Source organism: Rhodococcus sp. NPDC003348 (assembly GCF_053589375.1).
Window position 1 is genome coordinate 142750 of the sequence record NZ_JBSFRT010000001.1, and the last position, 11312, is coordinate 154061.

The 11312-nt window shown below is 69.4% G+C and carries 11 protein-coding genes and 1 pseudogene; 6 read left to right on the plus strand and 6 right to left on the minus strand.

Going from position 1 to position 11312, the window contains the following annotated elements; genetic code table 11:
• Positions 1-22 precede the first annotated feature (22 nt).
• From ACWDU4_RS00730 to ACWDU4_RS00755, 6 genes and pseudogenes are all read right to left on the minus strand, one after another.
• Positions 23-1063 carry a hypothetical protein gene (locus tag ACWDU4_RS00730; RefSeq protein ID WP_450111913.1) on the minus strand — a complete coding sequence of 347 codons (1041 nt, stop codon included), beginning with the start codon at positions 1061-1063 and terminating at the stop codon, positions 23-25.
• Between the two features lie 80 nt (positions 1064-1143).
• Positions 1144-2352, minus strand: a complete 1209-nt coding sequence (locus ACWDU4_RS00735; protein WP_450111914.1) for a sensor histidine kinase — start codon at positions 2350-2352, stop codon at positions 1144-1146.
• A 25-nt stretch (positions 2353-2377) separates the two neighbouring features.
• Positions 2378-2599: pseudogene (locus tag ACWDU4_RS00740) on the minus strand (LuxR C-terminal-related transcriptional regulator); the annotation flags it as partial.
• Positions 2600-2788: 189 nt separating this feature from the next.
• On the minus strand, positions 2789-3868 hold the full coding sequence (locus ACWDU4_RS00745; RefSeq protein WP_450111915.1) for a hypothetical protein: 1080 nt from the start codon (positions 3866-3868) through the stop codon (positions 2789-2791).
• Complete coding sequence (locus ACWDU4_RS00750) at positions 3865-5046, minus strand: sensor histidine kinase (protein WP_450111916.1); 1182 nt, start codon at positions 5044-5046, stop codon at positions 3865-3867. The genes ACWDU4_RS00745 and ACWDU4_RS00750 overlap by 4 nt, the downstream gene beginning before the upstream one ends.
• Entirely contained in the window at positions 5043-5732 is a 690-nt protein-coding gene (locus tag ACWDU4_RS00755) for a response regulator transcription factor (protein WP_450112051.1), read from the minus strand. Before ACWDU4_RS00755 ends, ACWDU4_RS00750 begins: the two co-directional genes overlap by 4 nt.
• Before the next feature lie 564 nt (positions 5733-6296).
• On the opposite strand from ACWDU4_RS00755, the gene ACWDU4_RS00760 reads away from it, so the two are divergent.
• The 6 genes from ACWDU4_RS00760 to ACWDU4_RS00785 all read left to right on the plus strand — a co-directional run bounded on the left by ACWDU4_RS00760 (position 6297) and on the right by ACWDU4_RS00785 (position 11227).
• Positions 6297-6824 (plus strand): alternate-type signal peptide domain-containing protein, encoded by a 528-nt coding sequence (locus ACWDU4_RS00760; RefSeq protein WP_450111917.1) that lies wholly within the window; start codon positions 6297-6299, stop codon positions 6822-6824.
• A 172-nt stretch (positions 6825-6996) separates the two neighbouring features.
• Positions 6997-7608, plus strand: coding sequence for a SipW-dependent-type signal peptide-containing protein (locus ACWDU4_RS00765; RefSeq protein ID WP_450111918.1), 612 nt, complete (start codon positions 6997-6999; stop codon positions 7606-7608).
• Positions 7609-7615: 7 nt separating this feature from the next.
• Entirely contained in the window at positions 7616-9373 is a 1758-nt protein-coding gene (locus ACWDU4_RS00770; protein ID WP_450111919.1) for a hypothetical protein, read from the plus strand.
• Positions 9374-9433: 60 nt separating this feature from the next.
• The gene (locus ACWDU4_RS00775) at positions 9434-9961 is read left to right on the plus strand and encodes an alternate-type signal peptide domain-containing protein (protein WP_450111920.1); all 528 of its coding nucleotides are present in this window, start codon (positions 9434-9436) and stop codon (positions 9959-9961) included.
• Between the two features lie 5 nt (positions 9962-9966).
• Positions 9967-10506 (plus strand): hypothetical protein, encoded by a 540-nt coding sequence (locus ACWDU4_RS00780; protein WP_450111921.1) that lies wholly within the window; start codon positions 9967-9969, stop codon positions 10504-10506.
• A 19-nt stretch (positions 10507-10525) separates the two neighbouring features.
• Complete coding sequence (locus ACWDU4_RS00785) at positions 10526-11227, plus strand: signal peptidase I (RefSeq protein WP_450111922.1); 702 nt, start codon at positions 10526-10528, stop codon at positions 11225-11227.
• The last annotated feature ends 85 nt before the right edge of the window (positions 11228-11312 follow it).

The following is an 11312-nucleotide window of genomic DNA, read 5'->3' on the forward strand; positions in this document are numbered from 1 at the left end:
CAGGGGCATGAACCCCTCTCGTTCACCCGTCGACGATCGCCTGCAGGACCTGGTGGTCGGGGTCTGGTTCGCCGCCGGTGCGCACCTCCACCCGGGTGTGGCCCTCGGCGTCGAATTCGATCCGCCGCACCCGGGTGTCCTCCTCTACGAGGATGGTGGCCACGGTGGCCCGCCCGGCCGGTAGCGCGCGGGCGGTGAGGGTGCCTCCCACGGTGGCGTCGAGTTCGTCGATCAGCGCCGCCCGGACGCGTGCGACGAGCGCATCGTCGGTGAGCCCGCCGTCGTCGAGCAGGAGCACCTGGGTTCCTCGGTGCCGGGCCGACGAGGTCGCTCGGCACAGGGCCTCGTCATCGGCGAAGACCGGCGCGCGCAGCGTGTCGCGCAGGCGTTCCTTGAGTACCGCGCACTCGGAGCGGGTCCGCTCGGTGAACGCGGCCCCGGCCGCGGCCGCCTCCAACAGTGGACGGGCCGACACGTCGAGGGCGGCCAACTGCCTGTCCCGTTCGGCGGTGACGGCCTCGGTCATGGCCTCGTCCGCTGCCCGCTCGGTCTCCCGCTCGCGCAGGGTGAACACCATGAAGGCCATCGGGCGGACGGTGACGGCCACCAGTACCGAGATCAGAACCGGGGCCATGATGACCGCGGACAGTGGCACGGCGGGGGACCACCCCTGGCCGGTCAGCTCGCTCCACAGCGTGAAGGCGGCCATGGTCAGCACGGCCCCGATGCAGGCGTGCGCTGTGCGGCCGCGGATCGAGAGGAAGCAGAGGATGACCGTGACCGTCCGCATGTGCCAGATGTCGCTCATGATCCAGCCCTGCGCGGGGATCTGCGGCAGCACCAGCAGGCAGGTGACCGGGCCGAGTGCAGCCAACGCGGTGGCGACCGGCCACGGCGGGGGGTCGCCGGGGACACCGACGATCGCCAGCGCGCCCGCGGTCGTCAGCAGCAGTGCCGCCAGGATCGGCCAGACGTGGTGGGCGTCGGCGAGATAAGCGGTGGCGCGGAGAGCAGAACTCAGGCAGAACACGATGGCGACCACCTTCGCGATCGGCCGATCCATCCACAGCAGGGTGCGGATGTCCCTCGCGGCGATGTCTCTTCCGCTGACATCCTTCCCGCCCGGGTGTCTCCGATTCGTGCTCACGTCGCCGCCGTCCACGTCAGCGTCACCTGGGTGCCGAGCTCGGGCGCCGAGCGGATTGTCACGGCAGCGCCGTCGGCGGTCGACATCCGTTCGCGGATGCTCATCGTGATCCCCAGCTGGAACCCGGGCACCCGGGCGGGGTCGAAACCGCAGCCGTTGTCGGCGACCACGACGCGCAGGCCTGCGGAGTCCGCGTCGATCACGACGAGCCGGTCGGCGATCCGCGTGGCGGTGTCCGCGTGCCGCACACTGTTGCGCAGTGCCTCGGCGGCGGCGGCCGCGATCGCCCGCGCGGCGGGGCGGGGCACGACGAGGGCGGGGTGCCGCACGTCGACCTCCACCGGGACGTCACCGTCCACCTCGACGAGCGCGGCCCGAATCAAGCCGATCGCGGTGTCCAGGTCGAAGCCCTCCTCGGCCACCGTGCTGTCCCTCAGCTCGTCGAGTTCGGCGATTGCGACCGCGGCCTGTTCGCGCAGTTCGGGGATGTTGCCCTGCCGGGACAGCCCGAGCAGCGTCGACATCACCCGGTCGTGGATGAGGGCGTGGAAGCGGGTTCGCTCGACATCGCGTGCGGCGCCCGCGGCGGCGCTCGCGGAGTGACTCACGGTGGCGGCGATGGTCCGGTCCAGGGTTCGCCCGGTCTGGACCGCGGCGATGGTGGCGACGACGAACAGGCTGCAGAACACGACCACGGAGGCGATCTCCACGGCGAGCACGACGTTCTCCTGCCCCTCCCGGGTGACGTAACGGACGACTTCCGCGGTGCCCGCGCTGACGGCCAGGTAGACCAGGCTCGTCGCCGGCCGCCAGGTCAGGGCCGCGGCCATCGTGACCAGCCCCGGGAAGGTGGTCAGCCAGACGTCGCGATTCGCCGGGATGTGTCCGTCCACGACGAGCAGCCACGACACCAGTGCCGTGAGGTATCCGCCGGCGGCCGCGGTTCCGCAGCGGCGAATCCAGCGCGGGTCGGCGGCATGGCTCGCCGGCCACAGGGACAGCATCGGCAGCAACACGATCACCGCGGCGAAGGGCGTCCACCAGTCGGGGACGATCCGGGAAAGGGCGATCGCGCTCGGCGTGAGGAGGATGCCGAAAAGCAGTGCCGCAGCGCCGATGAACCGGGCAAAGGTGCGGATGATCCCCTCCTCGGCGGCACCGATGCCGGTCGGGGTGTCGATGTCCTGTTCGCTCGCGGTGCTCATCGCGGGCGACCGCACGGTGCGGCGGTCACAGTTCGTCGAGGGAGATCAACCCGTCCTGCACTGCCCGCGCGACCAGTGCCGCCTTTGTCGGCGCACCCCGGCCGACCTGCCGGTACTTGGCGCGGACACGCGCGAGGTGGGTGTTGACGGTGCCGATGGACAGGTAGAGATCGGCGGCGACGGTGTTCTTGGAGTCGCAGCGCAGCCACCGCAGCAGTACCTCGACCTCGCGCGCCGACAGTTGCGGTCGACGCAGCGCCCTCGGCGCGTTCGCCGTCGTCCCGTGATGGTTCAGTGCAGCGGTCATGTGGTCCCCCGGGAGAATCGTCGGTGGAGGGCTCGACCCCTCGTTGCGGCCCTCGGTGCCTCGAACCTAGGTGTGGACGCGCTGGTTTCACCAGCCGACACTTTCCTGCCCGTGAAAATGGGGGCATCGTTAGCAAGGTGCGGTGGGGTCGGTGGAATCGCCCCGGGCCTCGTCGAACCGGGTGAGCGGCCGGCCGTCGCGACCGAACTCGGTGCGCCGCACACCGTCTGGTGTGCTGCACAGCAGGGTCGCCGCCGCGGCGCGGCCGGGCGGCAGGATCCGGATCGTCACACTGCCGTCGACGGCGTCGGTGAGTTCCGCGGAGACGTGGTCGAAGAAGCGTCGCCGGGCATCCACCGGGGCGCCGTCCAACGCCCGGTCGTCGAGCAACGTCACCTCGACCCCCCGAGCCCGCGCTTCCCGGGCGGCGACGATCACGGCGGGGTCGGACAGCGCGGGGGCGCGCACGCTGTCACGCAGGTGCGCTTCGAGCAGACGGCACGCCGTGCGCGCGTCCTCGTCCAAGGGTTCGCCCGCGGCGATTCGGGCGAGCAGCGGGCGGGCCTGCTCGTCGAGTCGGCGCAACTGGCGGTCGCGTTCATCGAGCACCGCGGAGTCGGCGGCTTCGGCGGCGGCCCGGCGGGTGGTCTGCATGCGCAGTTCGAAGATGTCCCGGGCCGAGGGACGGATGGTGTACGCGAAGAAGGTGGACATCAGCAGCGGCGCCAGATTGATGACCGACATCGCCAGACCGTGCGCGAAACCCTGCCCGGTCAGTGCCGCCCAGACCACACAGGTGGCGATCGTCGACAACATTCCCAGCCAGGCGAACCACGTCCGGCCCCGGACACTCATGAAGGCATAGATCGCGGTGACCGCACCCAGCGGCCACGTCTGCAGCGGACTCGTGACCGGAATCGGCAACACGCCGAGGACGAGAGCGATGGCGACCGGCCCGCTCGCCATCAGGGCAAGAGTCGGACCGAGCGGCATCGGATCGCCCGGAACACGGATCAGGGCCACCGCGCCGAGGCCGACCACGGCGACTGCGACGGCGATCGGCCAGAACGCGCTGACCCCGTCGAGTGAGACCACGGCCATCAGGACGACGGTGGCCACGTAGAACGCGACGATGGCGTTCGCGGCCGGACTCGTCATCCCGATCAGGGACCGGACGTCGCGGGTGTCCCGGCGATCCGAACTGGTCACGATGCGCTCCACACCAGGTGGACGTGGGTGCCCGCGCCGGGCCGGGACACGACCCGGGCGGCCCCGCCGGGCAGCCTGCGCATCCGGCCGATGATGCTGACCGCGAGCCCGAGGCGATGCGCGGGAACGGCTTTCGGGTCGAATCCGGGTCCGGTATCGGCCACCTCGACCGCGAGGCGTTCGGGAGAGACGGTCACGATCACCGACCGGTCCGCGTCGGGACCGGCGTGCCGGATGCTGTTGCGCAGGGCCTCGGCGAGCGCGGCGGCGACGGCGCGGGCAGCCTCCGCCGGCATCGTCAGCGCGCCGGATCCGGGGATACGCCGGACGTCGAGTTCGACGCCGTCGTCCACATCGCCTGCCGCGGTGCGCAGGTGGGTGATGACCTCGGTGACGTCGAAGCGGTCGTCGGGTCCGGGACCGGCCCGCAGCGCGTCGAACCGGCGCAGCGTGAGATCGGACTGCTTGCTCAGGCTCGCGGTGGTGCCCTGCCGCGACGCCGCGAGGAGTGTCGACATCACGCCGTCGTGGATCATCGCGTCGAAGCGCGCGCGTTCGACCGTGCGCGCGTGGCTGGCGGCGGCGGCCGCCGCCGCGGCGTGTGTGTCGGCCAGGGTCGAGTCGAGGATGCGGCCGGTCCGCAGCGCCATCACTGCGGCACCGACGAACAAGGTGCAGAACATGATCGAGAACGCGATGTCGGGGAGCAGTGGACTCGTCATGTGTGGGTCGCGGGCGATCGAATTGAAGACCTGGACGCCGATGCACGCGACGACCATGTGCCCGAACGCGAACGCCGGTGGCCACGCCACCACCGCCGCCAGGCTCGCGACGCCGGGAAACGCGGACAGCCACACACCCTGCCCGTCGGTCATGGAGGGACCGTTCCATGTCCACAGTCCGGTCGCGACGGCCACCAGGAAGACGGTGGCGGCGACCCCGCCTGCGATCCGCAGTGTGCGGGTGTCGGACGCCAGATACGAGAGGCCGAAGGCGAAACCGGACCCGAACACCGCGACCGCCGCCATCGGTGTCCACCAGGATTCGAGGCGGTCGGCCTGTCCGATGATCGACGGCAACAGGAGCAGCAGGTAGAAGAGGTACCCCGCGCTGGTGAACAACGCGAACGTGCGCAGGATCCGGTCGGTGGCGCCGGGTCCGGCGGCCACTGTGGTCATCCGTTGTCGTCGCGTTTGGGGATCGGCAACCAGCCGTCCTCCACAGCACGCTTGTACAGGTCGGTCTTGGTGCGGGCGGGACGCCCGGCCTCTGCGTACTTGGCGCGGATCCGGCCGAGGTAGTCGTTGACGGTGTGCGGGGCGAGCCCGGTCAGGCTGGCGACGCGGTTGGCCTTCTCGCCGGACGCGTACAGCGCCAGGACGTCTCGCTGACGCGGGCTCAGTCCGACATCCTGCAATCCGGGGTCGCCGTCGATCGCGGCGGCCCACTCGGTGGTCACCACCTGCTCGCCGTTCGCCGCCGCGGTGATCGCGGCGATGACGGTTGCGGTCGGCTCCGACTTGCGCAGCACCCCGAGCACGCCGGCCTTGGCGGCCAGGCGCACCAGGTACGGGTCCTCGGCACTCGTGAAGACGAGGGCCTCCAACCCCGCGGAGCGCAACTGCTCGACGTTCGACTTCGGCGAGGATCCGTCCGCGAGCCGCAGATCGAGGATCACGAGGTCCAATTGCTCACCGGCAGCGAGGAGTTCGGGAACAGTCGGTGCGGCGGCCGCGATGGTCAGGTTCGGTTGGTCGGACAGCATCGCCTCGAGCCCCATCACGACGGACTCGTGGTCCTCGACGACGCCGATGCGGCGCAGTCGGACCTCGGCGGTGACCGGCTCGGCGGTGTCCGAAGGGATCTCGGTCAATGTGCTCCTCGCTGTGTGGTGGCCGTGCACCAGCGCGGTGGCCTTCCCTGAACAACAGTGTCGGCGAGAACGGTAGCAGTCCTCACCGACAGGAATGGGGCGTTGACGTCGCGATTGCGGCGCGATAGCTCGACCATGCCGTACATGCGTTGCGGCGATCGGTGGGCAGGGAACCATACGTGCCTCGATCCGATGCCGGTATCCATCGAATGGAAGACAGAAATGGGTCGTCGAGTAACACAAACCTGCAGGTCTGCAATGCGCGAGGGCGTTCCGGCCGGATGGATGAAGGAACAACTTGGACGACTGCCCAAATTCATTCGGACGGATGACCTGAAATCCCCACGGCGTGATTCGCTGGCGTGGTAAACACTTCGCATCGCGAACCCGGCGTCGGCCAGACGGCCGTTCCTGGGCGCCAGCCACCACCGTCGCGACCCCACGCACGAGCACGGATACGCACGAAGCCGAGCCCACGAACACCTGGGCGCACGTAACTGATCCGAACATCGACTTCCAGGCCCCCGACGGGGGTCCGACGAAAGCTGAGCACACATGAACAAGCAGACCAAGGGCGCCATCGCAGCAGGCGCGGCGGCGCTCCTCCTCGCCGGCGGCGCCGGGACCATGGCAGCGTGGAACTCCTCGCAGACCGTGGGCGGCGGCGCGGTGAACTCCGGTACCTTGTCGCTTTCCCAGGGAACGCCGGCCGGGTGGACCGATGCCTCCGGCGCGATCGACATCGCGACCTTCAAGGCCGTTCCGGGTGACGTCGTCACCTACAACGCCAACTTCTTGGTCGGAGCCAAGGGCAAGAACCTGCAGGCGACGCTCAAGGCGGACGCCAGCACCATCACCGGCGACGCGGACCTCAAGGCGGCGCTCAGCCCCACCGTCACCGCGACCGTCGATGGTGTCGAACTGCCGAGCGACGGCACCGGCGCGCAGATCACCGAGGCGCAGGACGGCAAGACCGTCGCCGTCCAGGTGAAGTTCACCTTCGACGCGGCCACCGCAGGGACCACTGCGCAGGGCAAGGCCGTCAACCTGTCGAACTTCAACGTCAACCTGACGCAGAACTAGCCACCCGACTGCTCGCTGCCCTCGCGGCGAGCTTCCTGGACGCGCCGGCCGGCCGAACCGAGCCCCCGATCCGGTTCGTACGGCCGGCGCCCCACGAACATCCTTGGAGCCCAACGGCTCACACCCCGGCGCTCCACGCGCAGCTGCACGACCACGCACGAAAGGTCACCGCATGTCCCGTCATGAGGTTCCCAATTCTTCGTCAGGGTTCGGCGCCCGGACGCGCACATTCCTGTCCGGAGGAAGGCCGCGGGCCATCGCCTCGCTCGGGATCGTGCTCGGCCTCGGTGCGATCGGCACCCTCGCCGCGTGGAGCGACTCGGCCTCCGCCACCTCCGGCGTGTTCTCCATCGGCTCGATCGACCTGCAGCTCAACGGGAATCAGGGAAATCCCACGGCGTACGCGTTCACGACCTTGAGCAAGTCGGGCATGATGCCGGGGTCGTCGGTGGCCGCGGCCCTGCCGGTCCAGAACACCGGCACGACACCGTTCAACTACACGATGTCGGCGAACTCGACCACGTCGGTGGCCGCGCCGTACCTGAAAGTGATCGTGTCGACCGGTACGTCCAACGGCACGGCCTGCAGCGGTGGGGCCGTGATCGCGAACAACGTTCCCCTGGTCTCCGGTGGTGTGGCCAACCTGATCCCGACGGCGCGGCCGCTGGCCAACGGCGGCAGCGAGACCCTGTGCTTCCAGGTGACCCTCGACTCGGCCGCGCCGACGACGGTGCAGAACCAGACCGTGAACACCTCCTTCAACTTCAACGCGACGAACGCCTGAGCGCGCCATGGCAATTCACGACGCTCCGCTCGCATCGGGCCGCTCGCGCGGTCGCGAGATCGCTCTCAACGTGGGCGCGATCGCCGGCCTGATCTGCGTTCTGGCCGCTGCCGCCTCCTTCTTCTTCGGCATCAAGCCACTGGTCTTCCGCTCCGGATCGATGTCCCCGGACATCCCGACCGGTGCCCTCGCCCTGGCGAGAACCACGCCGGCCGCGGACCTCGCCGTCGGTGACGTGGTCAGCGTCGAGAACGCGCAGGGCACCCGCATCACCCACCGCATCCACGACATCGTCTCCGGCGACAGCACCGGTGCGGTGCTGATCCTCAAGGGCGACGCGAACAGGGACGCCGACATCTCGCCGTACCCGGTGACCGAGGCCGACCGCGTGTTCTTCAGCGTGCCCGGACTCGGTTACGCCGTGTCATGGCTGTCGTCGCCCGCCGCGATCTTCCTCGGTGGCGCCTTCGTCGGCGGCCTCATGGTGCTCGCCTTCGGGCCGGCCTCGAAGAGCAAGGACAACGAGTCGGACTCGGGTGAAGGCGGCACTCCCGTAGCTCACGAGTCGATCGAGAATCAGGTCACACACGCGCACAGCGGTTTCGACGCCCATCCAACGCAGTTCGTGACGCAGCCTCGGCAGACGTTGCAGATCCGCAGGCTGATGCCCGCCCGCTCCCTCATTGCGCTCGGCGCGGTCGGGGTCACGGCGCTCGGCTTCACCGCGGTCGGGACCACCGCCGCGTTCACGGACTCAGCGATGGCAACGAGTTCGTTCTCGGCGGCAGCGAACTTCTATCCGACGCCGCTGGTTTCGAACGTGACCTGCTCGACCTCGGGCACCGTCGGCTTGCGAAAGGCCACGGTGTCGTGGACGGCGCCCACGGGCACACCCCCTCTCGGCGGGGCATGGAACTACCGGGTGATCGTTCGGCGCGACAACAACGCTTCCGAAGTCATCGACACGTACAACCAGACCAGCACCACGGTGTCGGGGTACAGAGCGGGGACCACGGCGAGGGGCTACATCGTCGAGGTCCACACCGTCAACGGACCGAACGTGTCGACGGGGTGGAACGGCCAGGGGCTCTGGTCCGGAGCCGTGCTCGACACCTACTGCTCGGGCGGGGCTTCGGGGCAGCCGAACCCTGCGGGCGAGAACTCGGTGTCCGGCCAGGGAACCGAGACGCAGTCGATGCGCATGGCGTTGGGCGCGAGCCCGTCCCCCGAGGCGGTCGCTCCGAGCGAGACGAGTGCCGCGCCCACGACGACCGACGTGGCTGCGTCCACAACGACCGTCTCGGCTGCGCCGTTGACCACGACGGCAACACCGACCGCGCAGGCCTCCACCACGACGACCGAGTCGACCACAACCGCCACCCCGGCGCCGACCACGACGACTGAGTCGACGACGACGACGACCACCTCTGCGCCGAGCACGACGACTGGGGAAGAGTCTGTCGAGGAGGCAGCGACCGCGCCGTCGGCCGGCGACCTGGCAATCGCGAACACCTCGACGTCTGGCGCCTACACCGCAACCGTGAGCGGAACGACCGCGACGATCACCGACAAGGCGGGTTCGCGGGTGTTCACCACCACCGTCGGAAAGAAGGCGATGGTGCAGTGGGAGGCGTCTTCGGATCGGCTGTGGATCATCGACGGCGACACGCTGTCGGTCGTGGACGCCGCTTCGGGTACCGAGACCAGCGTCGACCCGACCTCCGGCGAAGTGCCGGCGGAGGTCGCGGTCCTGGTCGCGAAGTAGAGGTCCCGCCATGTCGTATTCCTCTGCCCTGCAAGGGGTCCTACGAAAGCTGACCAGCAGATGAACGCGAAGACGAAGGGTGCTGTCGCGGCGGCCGCCGCGACGGTTCTGCTCGCGGGCGGCGCCGGCACCATGGCCGCGTACAACGCGGGTGGTGGCGGCGTCGGCGGCTCTGTCGGTGCCGGCAGTCTGGCACTGACCCAGAGCGGGACCCCGGCCTGGACCGACCAGAACGGCGCCATCGACATCACCACATACCGGGCGGTGCCGGGGGACACGGTCACCTACACCGCTGCCTTCACGGTGACGGCCAAGGGCACCAACCTGATTGCGAACCTCGGCGCCGACAGTGGCACCATCACCGGTGACCCTGCCCTCAAGTCCGCGATGGCGACAGCGGTCACCGCCTCCGCCAACGGGGTGTCGCTGCCGTCGAACTCCGGCGGCGCGGTGATCACCCCCGCGCAGAACGGCAAGACCGTCAACGTCAAGGTGGTGTTCACGTTCGACCCGGCGACCGCCGGGTACGTGGCGCAGACCGCCCGGCTGGATCTGTCCAACTTCAACATCACCCTGAAGCAGGTGTAGTCGCCATGTCGAACAAGACTCGCTGGCTCGCCGTCGGTGGCGCAGCCGTTGCCGGTGTGGCGTTGCTGTCGGTGCAGCAGACCGGAGCGTTGTGGACGCAGAGCCAGACCGTGAACGGTGGCACCATCCACTCCGGTGTCCTCGACCTGTCGGTCGGCGGGAGCGGGATCGGTTCGTTCCCGTTCACCGCACTCGCCGGATCGAGCATGCTGCCCGGCGGCTACGCGCAGGCGCCGGTGACCGTCTACAACTCCGGCAACGTGCTGATGAAGTACCGGCTGCAGAACGGCATCCAGTCCGACAGCGCGGTGCCGCTGGACCTGACGGTGTCGGCGGTCGCCGGTGAAGCGGCCTGCCCGGCGACCGGCAACCCGACGGGTGCGACCGCGCTGTACACCGGCCCGCTGATCGGCGCGTCGTTCGCAGAGCGGACCGTGCAGCCCGGGGCCACCGAGGTGCTGTGCCTGCGCGGCACCGTCGGCGCCAACGCCCCGCAGGGCGCGAGCACCACCGCCACGTTCACATTCTCGGCGCAGTCGCGGTGAGAGACGCGGTGCACGGCTGATGAGTGACACGCCCTCGGGCAACGGCCGGGATCCGGGCGTGTGGAGCTGGGTGAAGAGCATCGTGTCCTGGCTGGTCCTGCTGCTGTTGCTCGTGATCCTGGCCCTGACCATCGTCATTCCCCGGCTGACGGGGTCGACGCCCTACACCGTGCTCACCGGCTCGATGCGTCCCACCCACCCGCCCGGCACGTTGATCGTCGTGAAACCACAGGACCCCACCACGCTCGGGGTGGGGGATGCGATCACCTTCCAGAAGGAATCCGGCAACCCCGAGGTGGTCACACACCGCATTGTCATGACACGACTGAATTCGCTGGGGGAGCGCACCTTCGTCACCCAGGGGGATGCCAACCCGTCTCCGGACGCCAATCCCGTAGTGATGGAACAGGTGCGGGGCAAGGTCTGGTACAGCGTCCCCTACCTCGGCTACGTCAACAACGTCATCACCGGCAAGCAGCGCGCGTTGCTGGTGACCGTGGTCGTGTCGGGACTGTTCCTGTACGCGGCCGCGATGTTCGTCGGTGCGTTCCGCGACCGTTCCCGCAAGGGCGACGACGGCGCTGCCGGCGCCGCCGCGAGCCCGGTGGCCGAGCCGATCGCTCCGCCCGCCCTCGGGATCGCCGCGGACGCTCGACCCGCGTCGCACGACGCGGACACCATCGTGATGCCCCGCATCGAGGGTCGTCACCGCGCCCCCTGACCGGTTCCCTTCCCGATGCGTTCCGCGCACGTGAGCACCCCTGTGCAATGAAAACCGCTGTGCACACACCTGTTGAAGTGTGCAC

What these genes read in the sequence shown, in the direction of transcription:
- ACWDU4_RS00730 (WP_450111913.1), bottom strand. Translation starts at nt 1,063, where the DNA reads ATGGATCGGCCGATCGCGAAGGTGGTCGCCATCGTGTTCTGCCTGAGT.
- ACWDU4_RS00735 (WP_450111914.1), bottom strand. Translation starts at nt 2,352, where the DNA reads ATGAGCACCGCGAGCGAACAGGACATCGACACCCCGACCGGCATCGGT.
- ACWDU4_RS00750 (WP_450111916.1), bottom strand. Translation starts at nt 5,046, where the DNA reads ATGACCACAGTGGCCGCCGGACCCGGCGCCACCGACCGGATCCTGCGC.
- ACWDU4_RS00760 (WP_450111917.1), top strand. Translation starts at nt 6,297, where the DNA reads ATGAACAAGCAGACCAAGGGCGCCATCGCAGCAGGCGCGGCGGCGCTC.
- ACWDU4_RS00765 (WP_450111918.1), top strand. Translation starts at nt 6,997, where the DNA reads ATGTCCCGTCATGAGGTTCCCAATTCTTCGTCAGGGTTCGGCGCCCGG.
- ACWDU4_RS00770 (WP_450111919.1), top strand. Translation starts at nt 7,616, where the DNA reads ATGGCAATTCACGACGCTCCGCTCGCATCGGGCCGCTCGCGCGGTCGC.
- ACWDU4_RS00775 (WP_450111920.1), top strand. Translation starts at nt 9,434, where the DNA reads ATGAACGCGAAGACGAAGGGTGCTGTCGCGGCGGCCGCCGCGACGGTT.
- ACWDU4_RS00780 (WP_450111921.1), top strand. Translation starts at nt 9,967, where the DNA reads ATGTCGAACAAGACTCGCTGGCTCGCCGTCGGTGGCGCAGCCGTTGCC.
- ACWDU4_RS00785 (WP_450111922.1), top strand. Translation starts at nt 10,526, where the DNA reads ATGAGTGACACGCCCTCGGGCAACGGCCGGGATCCGGGCGTGTGGAGC.